Below are 20,173 nucleotides of genomic sequence, written 5' to 3' on the forward strand. Positions count from 1 at the left end.
TCGATGTGTTTGCGGGAAAAAAATCGGCCCAGATCCGCGAAATTTTAATCAGCGAGTCAGCTTGGGAAGAAATGACCTGCTTATTCGCACCTTCCCTAATCGTTTTGCCAATTCATCATCATAATAAACATATTTTACTTTTCCTAAAGTCTCATTATTGAAATCCTTGTCATTTACTAGTGATTCGAAACTTTCATATCCAAATAGAGACGATATGATTGAGCTTAAAGCATTAAGGGAAAGATGAATTCCATCTTGACTTAGGCTGCTTTCAACTGCCTGCATGAGATGATATGCAGATGGAAACCTGTTGGTTGCAAGAGTGGCTCTTGCTTTAGCAGAGTCGCTTTCAAATTTTATCTTTTCCAACTCGGCTTGTTTAATTTTTTTGTCTAGATCTATTTTAGATATATACTCTTTATTTAATGCTTCTTGTGCTAACGCCTCCTGCTCCTTGGCCATTGATTTAGCTTCTAAAGTTTTTTGTTGTAATCTTGAGGTTCTTTCATTTAAATGCTCCAATACGACATTTCTTTTATTGATATCTTGCTGGACTAATTGTTCTAGAAATTGTTTGTTAGGGTTTGACTTTAATTTTTCTTTGTTCAGGTTTTTTTGATGATTAATTTTTATTAATTCAATGTCAACTGCTTGTTTATGAAGGCTTTCGTTAGCCCAATGCTGAAGGAAGTTAATAAAAAATGAGAACCAAGGAAAAATAAATAAGTAGAATGCCGCAATGCAGAATGGAATTGTAAATAGTTGATTCCATCCGAGTAAAGGTGTCTCGGAAATGTAGTTATAAAATAAATTTATTCGTTCTGAGGCTTTACCATTTCCCCAGAAAAGTAAAGATAGCTGTCTCCAGTTGCATATCAACCAAGCGCAGAAGAATGTCCCAATAAATGGATCATTTATTTTTGTCTTTGCATTGCCAGCTATTGATGTAAATATATCATCTAAGAATTTCATTGTTCCAAGCTATAGTGAGTATCTGTAGGGATTAATCTAACAGAAAAAGCAATAACATAACAATAAAACTATACATTCATTATTGCTAAGTGGAAATCAACATATGTTAACGAATGGTAGAGGTCAAACTCGTGCGGAATAATTGTTGACTTATTGATCGTTTTGCATTAAGGCAAGAGGTTGAAATCTGTATTAACTAATTATGTCAATCAATTCTTTTCCTTGCGATTTAACATTCCCTATATTACGTGACACCGCATGCCAAACAAAGTTCTCTGCCGGCACAGCGCCGTCGGCGGCTATCTCCTCAGCTTCTTTCCCGCCTATAACCTGTCGCATCCATTCGCGCGCCGCTTCTGGTGACAGAACAAGTGGCCGACGGTCGTGAATATCAACTAGGCCTTTATCAGCTGCAGACGTAACTATCAGGAAACCTTCCGCTTCATCGCCGCGCTCAAATGGAGTGCTGCCGATCGCTGCCATAAATATTGGCTGGCCGTCGGCACGGTGAATGAAGTAGGGCTGTTTCTTGTCGCCTTCCTTCTTCCATTCAAACCATCCATCCGCAAAACAGATTGCCCGGCCATGCTGCCAGAGAGGTTTAAACATTCGGCTGGTAGCCGCCGTCTCGACGCGCGCGTTAATTAGTGGACGTTTATCCCACCACCCGGGTCCATAGCCCCAGAACACCGGATCGAGGTGCAGCTGTTCGTCGCGTTCACTCAATAGCAGTACTTTGGTTCCTGGCGCCACGTTGTAACGACCAATCGGTTCTGGATCGTATGCAATGTCTCGATCACGTTCATCGGTCAGATAAGCCAGATATTCTTCACGCGTTTGAGCTTGTGCAAAACGTCCACACATAGAAACCTCGAAACAGATGTCAGACTTAAAGTATAGGGCATGGAGAAGAAGGGGGGCGCACTGGCTGAAGTTAGGGGCAAATTTAGGGGCAAAAATGCGAAATAGGGGCAAAAAAAGGGCACTAAAAATGTAGGTCTGGGTAGCTTTAGGGAGAAGTTATTATGCTATAACTAATTGAAAAATTGCAGAAAATAAATGATATCAATAAGTTGGAGAAATCAGCGTAGCTTATTCAGGTTGTATTGCTCTTTTTAATTAATTTCTTGATTCTGTTGCATTTGTACTACCTTCGGAGCCAATAGGGGCAAAATTCGTCTGCCGCGTATGGTACGGATTCCGGTGGCAAATGCCAGCACGTTTTACAGCGACGCTAAAAGTGGATCTATAGTTAAGCTATCCTCCCTTCGCTAATAAACGCATATCATGCTCTTTTCTTTCAGAACTTACTTTCACGGGCGCTTTCGTTTACTAATAGCGATTTTGGCCGGGTTCATCTGTTTTTTAGTGCTTCCTCCCGAACTGGGGTATCTGCAGCGGTTGCTGATTGGCTGGAACGTGCTGGCGTGGCTGTATCTGTTCTTTATGTGGTTTCGAATGTTACGGACGGATGTACAGGATATTCCGCATATTGCCAGAATTCAGGATGAGAGCGCGGGGCTGGTGCTGGGCATGGTGATTCTCGGCTGCCTGGCCAGCATCCTGGCTATTCTGATTGAGCTGACCTCTCTAAAGCACCTCACCGGAACACCGCGCGTGCTGCATCTGCTGCTGACGGGCGCCACGCTGGTGGTTTCCTGGGCCTTACTGCCCACCTCATTTGCCATGCATTACGCTCACCACCATTACCTGCATCGAAGTAAAGACGTCACCCCGATGATCTTTCCGGAAAAACCGGATGAGCCGGGCTACTGGGATTTCATCTATTTTTCCTTCACCATCGCCGTCGCGTCACAGACCGCCGATGTGGCGACCGGGACCACCGACATGCGGCAAATCGCGTTGCTTCAGTCAGTGATTTCATTTGTTTTCAATCTGGCGATCCTGGGTCTGTCGGTGAACGTCGGTGCCGGGCTGCTGAACTGAATTTAAATGTTCAGTTGTCAGTATTCGCTGCGTGATAGATTGGCAAGTTGCGTATAATGCGACGTCGAAAACCGCTAAACACTCTCGTGGCGAATACTATGACCCTTAATCGCTTTTGTTATTTATTCCCGATCGCGGCTGCAATCGGCAGCCTTTTTACCCCGAACCCTTTGGTGACGTGGGTTTTGCTGATCAATGTGCTGACGATAGTCATGTATGGCGCAGATAAAATGGCGGCGCGCAAAGGGATGCGTAGGGTCCCGGAAGCCACGCTGCTGCTGTTTGGCGCGTTGGGCGGCTGGCCTGGTGCCATCGCGGGCCAACAGCTCTTTCGCCATAAAACCCAAAAGCAGCCCTTTAAAACTTACTTTTTTTTAAGCATTGTCGTCAGCATCGCCGCAATGGCGGCGGTTTACCACTTCACGCCGGTTTCTTCTTTATGAGCGTATTGCCATCCGGTTAACGAAAGGCACCTATATCAGCCATAACTGCCAATAGTAGTAGGGCAATTCTTAAGGTGTTGCTGTTTTTTGCACAATCTGAATAATACGTGCAACAACACGGACGACAACATCCCATGAAAATAAAACCTATTACGCTGGCAGTGCTGGTTGTCTTTTCTGTACCCTCCTGGGCTGCTTTTCAGGAGCGGGAATATAATACCTGGTATATCAAAAATGCGGTTCTTTATGACATGACGCAGACCTCAGAAGGTTTTCCCGTCATGGTAAGCGTATCCCAGCCCGGAAGAAAATCCGCTAATCTGCTGGTGTCATATATTACTGAGGGCCGCTGTGGTGAGAATAACCCGTCGCTAAACGTGAATGGTAAAATCCTGCCTGCCCGATATGACTGCGTTCAGATAGGACAGAACAAAATTGAACACTTTTCAGTGGTGGATGCGGACAGCGTGAATGGTATGGTGACGCACCTGAAATCTGATTTTACGATTCTTCTGCAAAACGATATTAAAATTTGGGCGGCAAATATCAAAGTGCCGAAATATGGGTTGTCACCAAGATTCTAAATAGTAAATACCTGTCTTACGATAGGTATTTTTTTTTGCTATTTTGTAATCATTGATAAAATAATAATTTTTTCTTGTTATTAATCCATTTGTTGTGTAAGTGGCCCTGCTTATTTACGTATTTAAATAAACTGTATGCTAATCGGTACGACACCGCATAAATAAACCTTTCTTAATTTATGGATAAAGCTCACTGCCAGACATACGCTTTCTAGCGACCTTTTAGCTGTTTAACACACCTTTATGGATAAGGAGCAGTAAATGTCACAACGTAATAGTCTGGATTTACTAAGCCGTAAAGAAGGAATGTGTTTATTAGAGCAAAGCATGGGTTTTGTCTGGCATGCAGCACTCCGGGCTGTCGCGATATTAGGCGTTGCAGATCGCCTGGTTGAAGGAAGTAAATCCGTTAAGCAGCTGGCGAAGGAGCTTAATGTCGATGACAACGCTCTTCACCGCATCATGCGCTTATTATCATCGCGTGGGATCTTTAACGAAGTCTCCGAAGCGGAATACGGTCTTAGCCATTCTGCCCAATTCCTGCGTTCCGATCACGAATTTTCGCTGCGTGCGGCGGTGCTTATGTTAACAGACCAAACATTCTGGCAGCCAGCGGCAAAAATGGATGAAATAGTCCAGGGCAAACCTGTTTTTAATGAATTGTTTGGTAAGCCTTTTTACGACTACTGGCAGCATGACGATACGGTGAATGAAGTCAACATTTTTCATGCCGGTATGGCCTCTATGTCATCCGTAGAGAATGAAGTCATCGCAGATAGCTATTCGTTCCCTGAACACGCTGTCGTTGCGGACATCGCCGGTGGGCTGGGTAATTTATTGCTGGCCGTTTTACGTCGAAATCCGACCTTAACCGGTATCCTGTTTGATCAAAAAGACGTGCTTGCGCGCAATCGGCTGTCACGATTAAATGACGATAGTCGATGGAAGACCGTAGAGGGCAGCTTTTTTGCAGCCTGTCCAGCAGCGGATATTTATCTCCTCAAATATATTTTGATGGACTGGCCTGATGAGAAGGCGGTTCAGATACTTCAATGCTGCAGAAACGCGATGAAAGAAAACGCCCGGTTATTAATTTTTGAACCGCTTATCAAAAAGGAAAATAACGAGCAGGGCCGATTTGAAATTGACCTTTTTCTGTTAACGAGTTTTGACGGCGGGCGGGCAAGAACGGAGCCTGAGTATCAGGCCTTGTTTAAACACGCCAACCTGAAGCTGAACAAAATAATAGACACCCGTTCGTATCTGTCGATTTTAGAGGTCGTACCTGTTTGAATCTGTTCGTCATTCCGTTTTAGCGTATTCATGCTACGCTTTTTGTGTTGTACAAGGGAGCATGAATATGAAAAACAAAGACGAACAAACAGGACTGGTGGGGCTGGCGATTGGAGCAGCCGTTATTGGGCTGGTTTCAGCGCAAAAACCGATCCATCGCAATAGTATTGTCGATGAACTGGTCAGGCTCGGCAGGCAAAAAGGCGATGGAGTAGAAGACGAGGTTTTCGTAAAAGCGGCTGAGCTGGTGAGAAAAGGGGTATAGCGCATGGATAAAAGACGAGATGTGAAGTGCCATTGCGCCGCGGTGGCATTCACCGTTGAGCTCACGGGGGGCTTCAACCTGTGAAAAAACAGTGCGTCTAAGTGTTAATCCGCCACCGGCACTGCTGGTGGCTTTTTATTTTCCGGGAGTAAGGTTAACCGCCATCCAGGTGGTTCAACACAGCGCCGAGATGCCCGACAATATCAGCAAAATCAAAAATTAACGCCATCCAGATTAGCGCGAGAAGAGTAAGTACGGCAACGGATACACGACCAAACAACGCTGTTATCCTTAGTGATGTAAAGACTTTCAACTCATTTTAAACAGCTTTCTCTCAACTTACCCTCAACCATACGACTCCAGAACCCATTTTTTGTGACGAACCTCAAAAAATGGTGGAGCCCGCATCATCATGCGGGCTCTTACGATCAGAACTGGTAAACCAGTCCCAGTGCGACGACATCATCCGTACCGATGCCGTTGTTTTTGTAGAAGCTGTCATTTTCATCCAGCAGGTTGATTTTGTAATCAACGTAGGTGGACATGTTTTTATTGAAGTAGTAGGTCGCGCCTACGTCAGCGTACTTAACCAGATCCTGGTCGCTCTGGCCGTCACCCAGGTCCTTACCTTTAGACTGCAGGTAGGAAAGGGTCGGACGCAGGCCGAAGTCGAACTGATACTGTGCGGTCACCTCAACGTTCTGGGTTTTGTTCGCCACGGCGTCGGTGTGATTGCCGTACGGGGTCATATTGCGGGTTTCAGAATACATTGCCGCCAGATAGATATTGTTGGCGTCATATTTCAGGCCCGCAGTCCAGGCATCCGCTTTGTCACCGCCCGCAGTCGTATTCATCACCTGCTCGTTGGTGCGGTCAGAAGAGGTGTAGGCGGCACCCGCACTGATCCCCATGCCGAAGTCATAGGTGGTAGAGATGCCGAAACCATCGCCGTTCTCGTGACGCGTGTCGCGGCCGTTGTTAGTGCCTTCCTGATTGTTGCTGGCGTCTTCATTCTTGCCCTGATACTGCAGCGCAAAGTTCAGACCCTGCACCAGACCATAGAAGTCGGTGTTACGGTAGGTTGCCACGCCGTTGGCGCGACTGGTCATGAAGTTGTCGGCTTTGGTATAGGAATCTCCACCGAACTCAGGCAGCATATCGGTCCAGCCCTCCACGTCGTACAGCACGCCGTAGTTACGTCCGTAATCGAAGGAGCCGTAGTCGCCCACTTTCACGCCCGCGAAGGCCAGACGCGTCCAGGACTGGTTATCCGAACCTTCGGTATTATTGGCCTGAATGTTGTATTCCCACTGCGCGTAGCCGGTCATCATGTCGTTGATCTGGGTTTCGCCTTTGAAGCCCAGACGCATGTAGGTTTGATCCCCGTCAGCGCCTTTATCGTCGGAGAAATAGTGCAGACCATCTACTTTTCCGTACAGATCTAATTTATTGCCGTCTTTATTATAAATCTCTGCTGCATGCGTTGCGCCAGCCATTAACAGAGCCGGAATCATCAGGGCCAGTACTTTTCTTTGCATTGTGATATTCCTTTGCAGTTGTTTTTATTTAATTACCTGTTGAACTTTCAGAAAGAGAAAGTTGTCACATGCTAAATCACTCCCGTGTAAGAGCAATAAAATATTATTGTTACGAATTAAGTAAAATCTAAACTGAATAAATCAGCAGTAATGGTCATTGGTTTTATGAATGATTTAGGGGTAAGCATATTAAATTGAAATTATTAATCAGGCGTTAATTGCGATAGTCTTGATGGCGTTATATGCCTTTAAGATGATTCATCCATAATTAACGTGAATGCTATTAAGGAAACTAAATAGATTTTCATTGATTATTTGGATTTGCCCGGTGTGAATGCGCCGGGCTTTTTTTATGGCAAAAAAATGCCCGGACAAGTCGGGCAGATGAACTAGTCGCTGGTCGGTTTTTCGGCTTTACCCGCCATTTGTGCCAGGAAGTCATAGCGTTTTTGCAGGTCCGCAGCGGCATCTTTCCACAGCTGTTCGGCCACCTCCGGCTGCTGCGCGTTAAGGCGACGGAAGCGCTGTTCCTGCATTAACGTCTCGGCCAGGGCATCTGACGGCGGCCGCGAATCCAGCGCCAGCGGTAATTTACCCTCGTCTGCGCGACGCGGGTCGAACCGGTACAGCGGCCAGAAGCCGGTCGCGGTCAGCTGACGCATTTGATCGTGGCTGAGCGCCAGGTCGTAGCCATGCTCCTCGCAAGGGCTGTAGGCAATAATCAGCGATGGACCCGGGTACGTTTCCGCTTCCTGAATTGCTTTTACCGTCTGGTTAAGCTGGGCACCCAGCGAGATTTGCGCGACGTACACGTGGCCGTACATCATCATGCTCACGCCGAGATCTTTGCGTGCCTTGCGTTTACCGTGTTCCCCGAATTTTGTCACGGCGCCTAGCGGTGTGGCTTTTGACGCCTGGCCGCCGGTATTGGAATAACACTGCGTATCCAGAACCAGAATGTTGACGTTTTCGGTCAGGCTCAACACGTGATCCAGCCCGCCGAAGCCGATATCGTAAGCCCAGCCGTCACCGCCAATCAGCCAGATCGATTTTTCGACCAGGGCGTCAGCGTCGGTCAGCAGCTGTTCGGCTCCCGCTACGCCCTGAAGCGTGTGGCGCAGTTCAGCAACCTGCTCACGACGCACTTCCGGCGTCGCGTCTGCGTGAAGCGCGGCATTGAGTTCGGCAGGGAGCTGCCCGGCAAACTGTTCGAGCAGGCGCATCACGCGTGTGCGGTGCTGGTCAACGGTCAGGCGGAAGCCCAGGCCAAACTCGGCGTTGTCCTCGAACAGCGAGTTTGCCCACGCGGGACCGCGACCGTTGGCGTCAGTGGTGTACGGCGTGGAGGGCAGGTTACCGCCGTAGATAGATGAACAGCCGGTTGCGTTGGCAATCAACATCCGGTCACCGTACAGCTGGGTAAGCAGCTTGATATACGGCGTTTCACCGCAGCCGGAGCAGGCGCCAGAGTACTCAAACAGCGGCGTGATCAGCTGTGACGTGCGGATATCAATACGTTCCAGTTTGCTGCGGTCGATTTCCGGCAGATTCAGGAAGAAGTCATAATTGACCTTCTCCTCTTCAACGTGCTCCAGGCGCGACATCATATTGATGGCTTTAATGTCCGGGTTCTGCCTGTCTTTCGCCGGGCAGACCTCAACGCAGAGGTTACAGCCGGTGCAATCTTCCGGTGCGACCTGCAGAACGTATTTCTGCCCGCGCATATCGCGGGACTTCACGTCCAGAGAGTGCAGGCTGGACGGCGCGGATTCCATCTCCTCCGGCGACACCACTTTGGCGCGAATGGCCGAGTGCGGGCAGGCCGCGACGCAGTGGTTACACTGGGTGCACAGCTCCTCTTTCCAGACAGGAATCTCTTCGGCAATGTTGCGTTTTTCCCAACGGGTGGTGCCCATCGGCCACGTTCCATCCGGCGGCAGCGCCGAGACGGGCAGGGCGTCACCCAGGCCGGCCAGCATCGCCGCCGTTACCGTTTTCACGAAATCAGGCGCCGCATCGGACACGACCGGAGGGCGGTTCGGGCTGGCGGCATTCACCGGCTGCAGCGGCACCTCAAACAGCGATTCGCGCGCCAGCGCCAGAGCCTGCCAGTTCCGCTCGACCAGTTCCTGCCCCTTGCTGCTGTAGCTTTTGGCTATTGCGCCCTGCAGTTCCGCGAGCGCGCTGTCGCCCGGCAGGATATTCGTCAGATGGAAGAAGGCCATCTGCATCACGGTATTAATACGCGCAGCAAGGCCGCATTCGCGGGCAATTTTGGCGGCGTTGACGACATAGAACCGGGCTTTTTTCTGGTTCAGCACCGCCTGCACTTCCTGCGGCAGCCGTGACCAGACCTCATCCGCGCCGTACGGCGTATTCAGGAGGAAAATACCGCCGGGCTTCAGGCGCTCGGCCATCTGATATTTATCGATGAACTGCAGCTGGTGACAGCCAACAAAATCAGCCTGAGAAATAAGATACGCCGAGCGGATGGGCTGTTCGCTCACGCGCAGGTGGGAAACGGTCAGGCCGCCGGCTTTCTTGGAGTCATAAACGAAGTACCCCTGGGCGTACCACGGCGTAGAGTTACCGATGATTTTGATGTTGTTTTTGGTCGCGGAGACGCTGCCGTCGCTGCCCAGGCCGTAGAACAGCGCCTCAAGTTTGGCGGTCGAGGGCAGGGTGTTTTCCGGCAAGGCCAGGGACAGGTTGGTCACATCATCATAAATGCCGACGGTGAAGCGCGGCTTGGGCTTCGCTTCGCTGAGCTCGTTAAATACCGCCAGCACACAGTCCGGGCCAAACTCTTTGGAGGACAAACCGTAGCGCCCCCCGACGGTGCGCGGCAGCGTTTCGCGTTCGCCATTGTTAAAGGCTTCTGCCAGGGCGGTCATGACGTCCAGATAAAGCGGTTCCGCCTGCGCGCCGGGCTCTTTGGTACGATCGAGCACCGCCACCGCGCGCGCGCTTTCAGGCAGAACGGAAAGCAGATGTTTAGCCGAAAACGGGCGATAAAGACGCACTTTGAGCACGCCCACCTTTTCGCCGCGCGTCAGCAGCTCGTCAACCACCTCTTCACAGGTCCCAATGGCTGACCCCATCAGCACAATGACCCGATCCGCCTGCGGGTGGCCGTAGTATTCAAACGGTTTGTATTCACGGCCCGTTGCGGCGGCAAAGTCGTTCATCGCCTGTTCAACATGGTCGTACACCGCGTTGTACCACGGGTTCGTGGCCTCGCGAGACTGGAAATACGTATCCGGGTTCGCCGACGTTCCGCGAATAACCGGATGTTCCGGGTTAAGGGCGCGGGCGCGATGCGCGTCGATGTCCGCCTGCGGGAGCAGGTTCAGGATAGTCTCGTCAGCCAGCGGGACAATTTTATTGATTTCGTGAGAGGTGCGGAAACCATCAAAGAAGTGAATAAACGGCACGCGGCTTTTGAGCGTGGCGATATGCGAAATTAAGGCAAAGTCCTGGGCTTCCTGGACGCTGCTGGCGCACAGCATCGCGCAGCCGGTCTGGCGCACGGCCATCACGTCAGAGTGATCGCCAAAAATTGAGAGCGCATGGGTGGCAACGGTACGCGCAGCGACGTGCAGAACGAAGGGGGTCAGCTGACCGGCGAGCTTGTACAGCGTCGGGATCATTAACAACAATCCCTGAGAGGAGGTAAACGACGTGGAAAGCGCACCGGTCTGCAGCGCACCGTGTACCGTGGCGATCGCACCGGCCTCGGACTGCATTTCAACGACTCTTGGGACATCGCCCCAGACGTTTTTTAACCCGTTACCCGCCCAGGCGTCCGCCTGCTCAGCCATGGTTGAACTTGGCGTAATTGGGTAGATGGCGATAACTTCACTGGTGCGGAAGGCGACTGAGGCAACTGCACCATTACCGTCAATAGTTTGCATAGGACAACACCCTTACATTGCGCAAAAAAATAGGGGTCTGTTTTACGGCGACAAACCCTGAATATTATCTGTGTATTCTAGCAAACGGGGGATTTTACGATTTTCGCTTTTGTGTCCTCGGTATTCTCGCCATCAATGAGTAGATCAAACTTTTGGCGAAAAAATTGCGAGAAATTGTTTCTGAAGCGCATAAATACGCACTTCCGCTCTCGACGACACGGGATGTGATGCCTATTATGCATAGGTTTCGCATTAATCATGGGGGAGAGAGCATGCGCTCAGCATTTTTGGTAGGGTGTGCCGCATTATTGCTGTCGGCATGTAGCAGTGAACCAGTCCAGCAGGCTACGGCCGCTCACGTCGCGCCGGGAATGAAGGCGGCGATGTCCAGTTCAGGTCAGGCCAACTGCGCGATGATTGGCGGCTCGCTGTCCGTCGCCCGCCAGCTAGATGGTTCTGCTATTGGGATGTGCGCCTTGCCAAACGGCAAACGCTGCAGTGAACAGTCGCTTGCCGTGGGAAGCTGCGGTAACTATTGATTATTCTGCACGCTTAAACATCAGCGTTTTATCGGCTGTCGCCAGCGTCAACTGGTCTTCAGTCAGGTCGACCTGCGCCCCTTTGCGCAGCATGTCGCCGATGGCCTTATCCAGCTCGTTCAGCTGCGGTTCCGTGCAGAGCTTGCGCGTCATGGCCAGCGTTTTGACCTTAAGCTCGCCCTCGGACAATTTCCCCTGTCCGTTAAAGCGGTTACACATCTGGCCAGAAACGCTGATGTTGTTCACCAGGCTGATATCAGGCAGCGCGCTAAAACTGATTTCAGGTTGCGCTGTTCCGTTCTTCACGGCCTTACCGTTCACATTTTCCAGCACAAAGCGGTGGCTTTTAAGTTGCTCCGGCTGTACGGAGGCTTTACCCGGATTAACGCACCCGGTAAGGACAAGACTAATAACGCTTAACGCGATGAGCTTTTTCATTTTTCTTCTCAAACTATAAATACTGTGAATCTTTTTCCAGTGTAACGATACTCTGCCGGGCGTTAATGGGGTTTATCTGAAAGTGCGAGGGGGGAAGTACCGGGCAACGCAGCGGTTGCCCGGAATGACGTTAGTGCGATTTAAATCCTGCCGCCGTCATCAGCATGCGGAAGAGCATGCTGACCGCAGCCAGCGCCAGCACGCTGCCGCCCCAGATAATGGCCAGCCACAGCAATCTTTTCCAGACCGATTGTTGCATCAGTGATAACCCTCCCCATGCTTAACTTTGCCGCGAAATACGTAGTAGCTCCAGAAGGTGTAGACCAGAATAACGGGAATGATCAACAGTGCGCCCACCAGCATAAAGCCCTGGCTTTGCGTCGGTGCGGCGGCCTGCCACAGGGTGATCGACGGCGGAATAATATGCGGCCAGATGCTGATCCCAAGCCCGCTAAAGCCGAGGAAGATCAGCCCCAGCGTCAGGATAAACGGTCGGCTATGGCTGTCGGGATTATTCAGGCAGCGCCACTGGTACAGGCTAAACATCACCACCAGCGCCGGGACGGGCAGCAGATAAAACAGGTTTGGCAGCGTAAACCAGCGCGCAGCGATGGCCGGTTGCGCCAGCGGCGTCCAGAGGCTGATCGCCGCAACAAACGCCAGCAGCACGATTAAAAGCGTTTTCGACATTTCTCGCATCCGCTGTTGCAGCGCGTTTTCGCTTTTCATCACCAGCCAGGTCGAGCCTAACAGCGCATAGGCCACCACCAGACCCGCGCCGCAAAACAGGTTAAACGCGGTGAACCAGTCAAAGGGGCCGCCGCTGTAGGACCGTCCGGTAACGGCAAAGCCGTTGATGACGGCACCTACCGTCACGCCCTGTGTAAACGTCGCCAGAATCGAACCGCCTATAAACGCTTTATCCCAGAAGGGACGGTGCGCCGGGGTGGCCTTAAAGCGAAACTCAAACGCCACGCCGCGGAAAATAAGTCCGATCAGCATTAACGTCAGCGGAATGGTCAGGGCATCAACGATCACCGCATAGGCCAGCGGGAATGCCCCGAACAGGGCGGCACCGCCCAGCACCAGCCAGGTTTCATTACCGTCCCAAACCGGCGCGACGCTGTTGACCATCACGTCGCGATCGTCGGCGTTCTGCATGGCCGGGAACAGAATGCCGATCCCCAGATCAAAACCGTCCATCACGATATACATCAGCGTGGCAAAGACGATAATGACGAACCAGATAATGGAGAGATCGATACCCATTATGGCTGCTCCTTATGTTCAGTTGTAACGGCAGAAAGCGGGCGGGCCGGACGTCCGTCGGACTCGGTGGCGAAAGACTCATGCGGCTGCGGGCCTTTCCGAATCAGGCGCACCATATAGCTGTAACCCACGCCGAATACCGAGGTATAGACGACGAAGAAGGCCAGCAGGCTGACGCTCATGTGCAGGTCACCGTGGGCGGAAACCGCATCTTTTGTTCGCTGAAGTCCATACACCACCCACGGCTGGCGGCCCACTTCGGTGGTGATCCACCCGGCCAGAATCGCAATCAGCCCGGATGGCCCCATCAGCAGCGCAAACCTCAGGAAAGGGCGCGACGAATACAGGCATTTTTTATAGCGTAGCCAGAGTGCCGCCACCCCAAGCAGCAGCATCAGCATGCCCAGGCCCGCCATAATGCGGAACGACCAGAAGACGATGGTGGCGTTGGGCCGGTCTTCCTTTGGAAACTCTTTCAGCGCAGGGACCTGTTTATCCAGACTATGGGTCAGGATAAGACTGCCGAGCGCGGGGATCTCCAGCCCAAAGCGGGTGCGCTCCTGTTCCATATCCGGCCAGCCAAACAGCAGCAGCGGGGTAGGTTCACCCGGCGGATTTTCCCAGTGGCCTTCAATGGCGGCAATCTTGGCGGGCTGGTGCTTTAAGGTGTTCAACCCGTGCATATCACCGACCATGGCCTGAATGGGGGCGACAATCAGCGTCATCCACAGCGCCATCGAAAACATCGCCCGGATGGCGGGGGTATTATTCCCGCGCAGCAGATGCCATGCCGCGGATGCGCCCACAAACAGGGCGCTGCTGAGGAAGGCGGCTATCGACATATGCAGCAAGCGGTAAGGGAAGGAGGGGTTAAACACCACGGCAAACCAGTCCACCGGGACGACCTGACCGTTGACGATCTCATAGCCCTGCGGAGTCTGCATCCAGCTGTTCGAAGAGAGTATCCAGAAGGTGGAGATAATGGTGCCCAGCGCCACCATGCAGGTTGAGAAGAAGTGCAGGCCCGGCCCGACTTTGTTCCAGCCGAAAAGCATCACGCCAAGGAACCCGGCTTCGAGGAAGAAGGCGGTAAGCACTTCATAGGTCAGCAGCGGGCCGGTAATGCTGCCCGCAAACTGCGAAAAGCCGCTCCAGTTGGTGCCAAACTGGTAGGCCATTACCAGCCCGGAGACCACGCCCATGCCAAAGTTGACGGCAAAAATCTTCGACCAGAAATGGTACAGGGAGCGCCAGACCGGATTTTTTGTTTTCAGCCACAGCCCTTCGAGCACGGCAAGATAGCTTGCCAGGCCGATGGTGATGGCCGGGAAAATAATGTGAAAGGATACGGTAAAGGCAAACTGTATCCGTGCAAGGTGAAAAGCATCCAAACCAAACATGCAAAACTCCGCGATGTAATTATGTCGATGCTATTCTAAGCCGCGTCAGGTGTGGGTTGCAGAAACAGACCCGGCCTATTTTGCTATAACAGTTTGCCAGTGTATTATTTATAGATGTGCTTAAAGTCCGCTTTCCGCTAATGACTTTGCTCGAGTAAGTGCTCCAGCATTAAATATAGGGTGCTCGTAGCGATCGGTTACGTCACTCACGCGGTAAATTTTCCACTTTCCGTCTTCACGACGCATATAGACTTCAAGATTAAGAAACCCGCCGTTCTCAATACCAATCCTGACAGGAAGAACTTCGCCATTAATGAACTGATGCGCCACACCAACCTCAAGCCGCTTCACCCAGGAGGGATCATAATCCTGAATATAAGCGAAATAATCTGACCCCAGGATTTCCTGTTCAGGAATCGACTCTATCTCGTTAAGTCGGGATAGTGTATCTGCCGCAACGTACTCTCTAAGCTGAGGGTATTCACCATCACTTTCCGCAAAAAACGTCAGATATGTGGAATAAAATTCTTCCGCCCGTTCGGCAGCATTCTGCTGAGGTATGCACGTACAAGCTGATAATAATAACGGCAAAGTAATTATAATCCCCCTCATCATCTACTCATCCTGTAAATCTTATAGGTTGGTTGTGCGCGGCGGTAACCCGGCCCGGGGTACATACTGAGCTGGGTAAAATCTGAGATCCACCGGGTGCCGTCGAACATTGTCATATGGCCGCTTGAATTTCCCCCAGGATAGGGCTGAATTACAGCGACATCTCCGCTAAGCAACGTCGAACCGGGAGGAACCTCCCTAAAACCTGCACGCAAAAGTTTTGGTCCATAATCCTTCGCATCATGTGTGCGTTCAAGCGTAATGCCGCCAGCGATTATGGCACGACGTGTAAACTTCGCGCATTCGTTATGAGAGTGTCCAAGCGCATGCGAGCGGAGGTAAGAAACAGCCGCGTCTTTATTCCAACTCATTGATAATTCCTTTCTGTAAGGTAAGGGCGCAATTACTACTTGAGCAAGACAAGTAGCAGAGTGTTCATTAGCCTGTTGTTAATACTCTGTGGTTGGTGAGATGAGTAGGCAAAAAATGTTATATATTACATTTATATTTCATGTGGTTATGTATGTATGGTCGAGGATTTTAAACATCAATATTTACAAAGCTGGACGAGCATCAGGGAATAAAAACATTCTTTTTATGAATTTTCCGCATAAAACCGCTTGCTTTATCGTCAGCGCCGTGCGTTAATGGTCTTCTGGTTTTGAGTCCAAATAAATATCTGACGTAGTTTTATAAAGCAGTTCTCATCACGTTGTGCCTCTCCGCAGCCTCTCTTGGGTCTTTATCTACTTTCCGATTCATTTTGTTTAAAACCATCATTGCCCAATCGGCCCATTAGTAATTTACGTTTTACGTGTCAGGAGAATCCTATGACTTCTTATATCCGTTTTCGCTGCCCATGCTGTCATGGTTCGCAGTACCGTACCTCAGTCTTCGATGTGTCTGAGAAAAATCCACTCGGCGCGAAATGCATCTTTTGCAAATCGTCGATGATTACGCTCGATCACCTGGCCGCCGCGCGTCAGGCGCAAAGCCACGTTACCGAGTACCGTAAGTAATTCACCTTCCAAACTATAACAGTTAGCTAAATCTTCTCTTTTTCTCCTGCTGATATACACTGTCGGTCATAAGGAGAATCTGATGAAAAAATACCAGCGTCTGGCGCAACAAATTATCTCGCAGATTGAGCTTGGCGTATGGCTGCCGGGCGATAAGCTGCCTTCCCTGCGAGAGCAGGTGGCAAGCAGCGGCATGAGTTTTATGACCGTTGGCCACGCGTATCAGATGCTGGAAAGCCAGGGGCGCATTGTCGCCAGACCGCAGTCGGGCTATTACGTTGCCTCGCGCCCGACCGCACAACAGCCCGCGCCACCTGCCCAGGTGATGCGTGACGAAGCGGTGGATATTAACACCTACATCTTCGACGTCTTACAGGCCAGCCGCGACCCGTCCGTTGTCCCTTTTGCTTCCGCGTTTCCCGATCCGCGACTTTTCCCGCTGCAGCAGCTCAACCGCTCGCTGGCGAACGTCAGCAAAACCGCGACGGCGATGAGCGTAATTGAGAATCTGCCGCCGGGGAACGTCGATCTCCGCCACGCCATTGCCCGTCGCTACGCGCAGCAGGGGATGAACATCTCCCCGGAAGAGATCGTCATCACCGCAGGCGCGCTCGAAGCGCTCAATCTCAGCCTGCAGGCGGTCACCGAGCCGGGTGACTGGGTGATTGTCGAAAACCCCTGCTTCTACGGCGCGCTGCAGGCGCTGGAGCGTCTCAAGCTCAAAGCGTTGTCAATTGCGACGGATGTCCGCGAGGGGATCGATCTCAATGCCCTCGAACAGGCGCTGAATGAGTACCCGGTTAAAGCCTGCTGGATCATGACCAACAGCCAGAACCCGCTTGGCTTCACGCTGAGCGCGGAGAAAAAAGCGCGGCTCGTCGCGCTGTTAACGCAGCACAATGTCCCCCTGATTGAAGACGACGTCTACAGCGAGCTCTATTTTGGCCGCGAAAAGCCGCTCCCGGCGAAAGCCTGGGATCGTCAGGACATGACGCTGCACTGCTCGTCCTTTTCAAAATGTCTGGTGGCCGGTTTTCGCATCGGCTGGGTGGCGGCAGGAAAACACGCGCGACGGATCCAGCAGCTGCAGCTGATGAGCACGCTCTCCACCAGCTCTCCCGTACAGCTTGCGCTGGTGGACTACCTGGCGACGAAGCGCTACGACGCCCATCTGCGCCGCCTGCGGCGTACGCTCTCCGAGCGAAAGCAGCAGGCCTGGCAGTCACTTCTTCGCCATATGCCTGCCGGGGTCAAAATCCACCATAACGACAGCGGCTATTTTTTATGGCTGGAGCTTCCGGCTCAGCTGGATGCGGGGCTGTTGAGCGAAAAAGCCTTAACGCACCACATCAGCATTGCCCCCGGGAAGATGTTTTCCACCTCTGACGCGTGGACGCCGTTCTTCCGGTTTAATACCTCATGGGCCTGGGGAGAGCGAGAGGAGCAGGCGGTGATTCAGTTAGGTAAATTAATTAGCACGATGCTGGAATAAACCTTTCCCCGTTATTTAAATAATCAATTCTTATCCTGATGACGACGCTGCGAATATTTTGCGGTGCCCGGTCATAGGAAATCCGCATACCGTCTCTCGCGGCTAACTCCTTGTCTATAATCCAGTTAACGGGGAATGCGCCCTCTGTCACACCTTGATGAAATTTCCTGAAGCCGTACGGTGGGGCGCATTTGCGCGGTCTACGTTTAATAAGGGAGATATTTTTAGGGCACGGCTGCCGCTAAATTTCATTGCGACAGGAGTAATTCTTATGAGCAAAAAATTTGCCCGCAGCAGCCTGTGCGCGCTCGGCATGACTATCATGACAGCGCACGCCGCAGAACCACCAAAGGCCATTGGCGACGGGGAAGGTCGGCTGGATATTATCGCCTGGCCGGGATACATCGAACGCGGACAGACGGATAAAAACTATGACTGGGTAACCCAGTTTGAAAAAGAGACCGGGTGTGCGGTCAACGTCAAAACGGCGGCCACGTCGGATGAAATGGTCAGCCTGATGGCGAAAGGGGGATATGACCTGGTCACCGCCTCAGGTGACGCCTCCCTGCGCCTGATCATGGGCAAACGCGTTCAGCCCATTAACCCCGACCTAATTCCGAACTGGAAAACTCTCGACGCGCGCATCGTAAAAGGGGAATGGTTTAACGTCGGCGGGAAGGTCTACGGCACGCCGTATCAGTGGGGGCCAAACCTGCTGATGTACAACACCAAAACCTTCCCGACGCCGCCGGACAGCTGGAGCGTGGTCTTTACCAAACAGGATCTGCCGGACGGGAAAACCAACCAGGGACGCGTGCAGGCGTACGACGGCCCGATTTATATTGCCGACGCCGCGCTGTTCGTCAAAGCTACGCAGCCGCAGCTGGGCATCAAAGACCCGTACCAGCTCACCGAAGCTCAGTATGCCGCGGTGCTCAAGGTGCTTCGCGACCAGCATGCGCTGATCCACCGCTACTGGCATGACACTACCGTCCAGATGAGCGACTTCAAAAATGAAGGCGTGGTGGCCTCCAGCGCCTGGCCGTATCAGGCAAATGCGCTGAAAGGGGAAAACCAGCCCATCGCCACCGTCTTCCCGAAAGAGGGGGTAACCGGCTGGGCGGACACCACCATGCTCCACGCGCAGGCAAAACACCCGATGTGCGCCTACAAATGGATGAACTGGTCGCTGACGCCGAAAGTACAGGGCGATCTGGCGGCATGGTTTGGCTCCCTGCCCGTGGTGCCGGAAGGGTGCAAGGCCAGCACGCTGTTAGGTGATAAAGGCTGCGAAACAAACGGTTATAACGAGTTCGACAAAATCATGTTCTGGAAAACCCCCATCGCCGAAGGCGGCAAATTTGTCCCTTACAGCCGCTGGACGCAGGATTACATCGCCATCATGGGCGGTCGTTAATTGCCCGGGAGCAGAACATGACGTACGCGGTCGAGTTTAACAATGTTTCCCGTCTTTACGGCGACGTAAGGGCGGTGGATGGGGTCACCATTGCGATTCGTGACGGAGAGTTTTTCTCCATGCTGGGGCCTTCGGGCTCCGGCAAAACCACCTGCCTGCGTCTGATAGCCGGTTTTGAGCAGCTTTCTGGCGGTACGATTTCTATCTTCGGCAAGGAGGCGAGCGAACTGCCGCCGTGGGAGCGGGATGTGAACACCGTCTTTCAGGACTACGCGCTGTTCCCGCATATGTCTATCCTCGACAACGTTGCCTACGGGCTGATGGTTAAAGGCGTCGACAAGAAAAAACGCCACGCGCAGGCCCGCGATGCCCTGGAAAAAGTGGGCCTGAGCTTTGCCGTTTCCCGCAAGCCGTCGCAGCTTTCCGGCGGCCAGCGCCAGCGCGTCGCCATTGCCCGCGCGCTGGTCAATGAACCGCGCGTCCTGCTGCTGGACGAACCCCTGGGCGCGCTCGATCTTAAGCTGCGCGAACAGATGCAGTTCGAGCTGAAGAAGCTTCAGCAGGAGCTCGGCATCACCTTTATTTTCGTTACCCACGATCAGGGCGAAGCCCTTTCCATGTCGGACCGGGTGGCGGTATTCAATAACGGCCGCATCGAGCAGGTGGATACCCCGCGCAATCTCTACATGCGTCCGCGCACGCCGTTTGTCGCCGGTTTTGTCGGCACGTCCAACGTCTTTGATGCCGGCCTCGCGCAGAAACTGTGCGGCATGGACGGCAGCTATTCCCTGCGCCCGGAGCATATTCGCCTTAATGAACTCGGTGACGTTCAGGTTCAGGGCATCGTGCAGGCCGTTCAGTATCAGGGGGCGGCCACGCGCCTTGAGCTGAGGCTTGCCGATGGTGCCAAACTGCTGGTGAGCCAGGCCAACCTCAGTGAATCCTCGCCGCTGAGCGGCATTGCGCCGGGGCAGGCCGTTATGGCGTCGTGGTCACGCGAGGCGATGATCCGCCTGCACGAGGAGAGGTGA

General features: G+C 52.2%; 20 protein-coding genes. 10 read left to right on the forward strand and 10 right to left on the reverse strand.

Features of this window, described 5'->3' with window-relative positions:
- Positions 1 to 48: 48 nt before the first annotated feature.
- Both ACJBF3_RS22150 and ACJBF3_RS22155 read right to left on the reverse strand, forming a co-directional pair.
- Entirely contained in the window at positions 49 to 972 is a 924-nt protein-coding gene (locus ACJBF3_RS22150; protein WP_406545281.1) for a hypothetical protein, read from the reverse strand.
- Positions 973 to 1,164: 192 nt separating this feature from the next.
- Complete coding sequence (locus ACJBF3_RS22155; protein WP_045326602.1) at positions 1,165 to 1,836, reverse strand: SOS response-associated peptidase; 672 nt, start codon at positions 1,834 to 1,836, stop codon at positions 1,165 to 1,167.
- Positions 1,837 to 2,259: 423 nt separating this feature from the next.
- On the opposite strand from ACJBF3_RS22155, the gene ACJBF3_RS22160 reads away from it, so the two are divergent.
- The 5 genes from ACJBF3_RS22160 to ACJBF3_RS22180 all read left to right on the forward strand — a co-directional run bounded on the left by ACJBF3_RS22160 (position 2,260) and on the right by ACJBF3_RS22180 (position 5,504).
- Positions 2,260 to 2,919, forward strand: coding sequence for a DUF1345 domain-containing protein (locus tag ACJBF3_RS22160; protein WP_045326601.1), 660 nt, complete (start codon positions 2,260 to 2,262; stop codon positions 2,917 to 2,919).
- A 98-nt stretch (positions 2,920 to 3,017) separates the two neighbouring features.
- Complete coding sequence (locus ACJBF3_RS22165; protein ID WP_045326600.1) at positions 3,018 to 3,362, forward strand: DUF1294 domain-containing protein; 345 nt, start codon at positions 3,018 to 3,020, stop codon at positions 3,360 to 3,362.
- A gap of 134 nt (positions 3,363 to 3,496) precedes the next feature.
- Positions 3,497 to 3,946: a hypothetical protein gene (locus ACJBF3_RS22170; RefSeq protein WP_045326599.1), complete on the forward strand. Its 450-nt coding sequence runs from the start codon at positions 3,497 to 3,499 to the stop codon at positions 3,944 to 3,946.
- Positions 3,947 to 4,207: 261 nt separating this feature from the next.
- Positions 4,208 to 5,239: a methyltransferase gene (locus tag ACJBF3_RS22175; RefSeq protein ID WP_045326598.1), complete on the forward strand. Its 1,032-nt coding sequence runs from the start codon at positions 4,208 to 4,210 to the stop codon at positions 5,237 to 5,239.
- Positions 5,240 to 5,306: 67 nt separating this feature from the next.
- Positions 5,307 to 5,504 carry a hypothetical protein gene (locus ACJBF3_RS22180; RefSeq protein WP_023312007.1) on the forward strand — a complete coding sequence of 66 codons (198 nt, stop codon included), beginning with the start codon at positions 5,307 to 5,309 and terminating at the stop codon, positions 5,502 to 5,504.
- A gap of 428 nt (positions 5,505 to 5,932) precedes the next feature.
- Here ACJBF3_RS22180 and ompC read toward each other — a convergent pair whose 3' ends face one another.
- Both ompC and nifJ read right to left on the reverse strand, forming a co-directional pair.
- Positions 5,933 to 7,042 carry a porin OmpC gene (gene ompC, locus ACJBF3_RS22185; RefSeq protein ID WP_045326597.1) on the reverse strand — a complete coding sequence of 370 codons (1,110 nt, stop codon included), beginning with the start codon at positions 7,040 to 7,042 and terminating at the stop codon, positions 5,933 to 5,935.
- A 389-nt stretch (positions 7,043 to 7,431) separates the two neighbouring features.
- Positions 7,432 to 10,956 carry a pyruvate:ferredoxin (flavodoxin) oxidoreductase gene (gene nifJ, locus ACJBF3_RS22190; RefSeq protein ID WP_045326595.1) on the reverse strand — a complete coding sequence of 1,175 codons (3,525 nt, stop codon included), beginning with the start codon at positions 10,954 to 10,956 and terminating at the stop codon, positions 7,432 to 7,434.
- A 272-nt stretch (positions 10,957 to 11,228) separates the two neighbouring features.
- On the opposite strand from nifJ, the gene ACJBF3_RS22195 reads away from it, so the two are divergent.
- Positions 11,229 to 11,495 (forward strand): DUF333 domain-containing protein, encoded by a 267-nt coding sequence (locus tag ACJBF3_RS22195; RefSeq protein ID WP_032658293.1) that lies wholly within the window; start codon positions 11,229 to 11,231, stop codon positions 11,493 to 11,495.
- On the opposite strand, the gene hslJ is transcribed toward ACJBF3_RS22195, so the two are convergent.
- From hslJ to ACJBF3_RS22225, 6 genes are all read right to left on the reverse strand, one after another.
- Positions 11,496 to 11,933, reverse strand: a complete 438-nt coding sequence (gene hslJ / locus ACJBF3_RS22200; protein ID WP_045326593.1) for a heat shock protein HslJ — start codon at positions 11,931 to 11,933, stop codon at positions 11,496 to 11,498. It abuts the gene before it with no gap.
- A 130-nt stretch (positions 11,934 to 12,063) separates the two neighbouring features.
- A complete protein-coding gene (locus ACJBF3_RS22205) occupies positions 12,064 to 12,192 on the reverse strand; it encodes a DUF2474 domain-containing protein (RefSeq protein WP_045326591.1) in 129 nt (42 codons plus the stop codon).
- Entirely contained in the window at positions 12,192 to 13,202 is a 1,011-nt protein-coding gene (cydB, locus tag ACJBF3_RS22210) for a cytochrome d ubiquinol oxidase subunit II (protein WP_045326589.1), read from the reverse strand. The genes ACJBF3_RS22205 and cydB overlap by 1 nt, the downstream gene beginning before the upstream one ends.
- Complete coding sequence (locus ACJBF3_RS22215) at positions 13,202 to 14,602, reverse strand: cytochrome ubiquinol oxidase subunit I (RefSeq protein WP_063924085.1); 1,401 nt, start codon at positions 14,600 to 14,602, stop codon at positions 13,202 to 13,204. The genes cydB and ACJBF3_RS22215 overlap by 1 nt, the downstream gene beginning before the upstream one ends.
- A gap of 120 nt (positions 14,603 to 14,722) precedes the next feature.
- Entirely contained in the window at positions 14,723 to 15,217 is a 495-nt protein-coding gene (locus ACJBF3_RS22220) for a YbjP/YqhG family protein (protein WP_223239924.1), read from the reverse strand.
- A complete protein-coding gene (locus ACJBF3_RS22225) occupies positions 15,214 to 15,585 on the reverse strand; it encodes a hypothetical protein (protein ID WP_045326584.1) in 372 nt (123 codons plus the stop codon). Before ACJBF3_RS22225 ends, ACJBF3_RS22220 begins: the two co-directional genes overlap by 4 nt.
- 459 nt (positions 15,586 to 16,044) lie before the next feature.
- On the opposite strand from ACJBF3_RS22225, the gene ACJBF3_RS22230 reads away from it, so the two are divergent.
- The 4 genes from ACJBF3_RS22230 to ACJBF3_RS22245 all read left to right on the forward strand — a co-directional run bounded on the left by ACJBF3_RS22230 (position 16,045) and on the right by ACJBF3_RS22245 (position 20,173).
- Entirely contained in the window at positions 16,045 to 16,233 is a 189-nt protein-coding gene (locus ACJBF3_RS22230; RefSeq protein WP_045326581.1) for a hypothetical protein, read from the forward strand.
- Between the two features lie 82 nt (positions 16,234 to 16,315).
- Positions 16,316 to 17,725, forward strand: a complete 1,410-nt coding sequence (locus ACJBF3_RS22235) for a PLP-dependent aminotransferase family protein (protein WP_045326579.1) — start codon at positions 16,316 to 16,318, stop codon at positions 17,723 to 17,725.
- A gap of 271 nt (positions 17,726 to 17,996) precedes the next feature.
- The gene (gene ydcS, locus ACJBF3_RS22240) at positions 17,997 to 19,142 is read left to right on the forward strand and encodes a putative ABC transporter substrate-binding protein YdcS (RefSeq protein ID WP_045326577.1); all 1,146 of its coding nucleotides are present in this window, start codon (positions 17,997 to 17,999) and stop codon (positions 19,140 to 19,142) included.
- 17 nt (positions 19,143 to 19,159) lie between these two features.
- A complete protein-coding gene (locus ACJBF3_RS22245) occupies positions 19,160 to 20,173 on the forward strand; it encodes an ABC transporter ATP-binding protein (RefSeq protein WP_047717694.1) in 1,014 nt (337 codons plus the stop codon).

Origin of the sequence: Enterobacter sp. PP-008-ECC_S150, assembly GCF_045257065.1 — a bacterium.
GTDB classification, from domain to species: Bacteria; Pseudomonadota; Gammaproteobacteria; order Enterobacterales; family Enterobacteriaceae; genus Enterobacter; species Enterobacter chengduensis.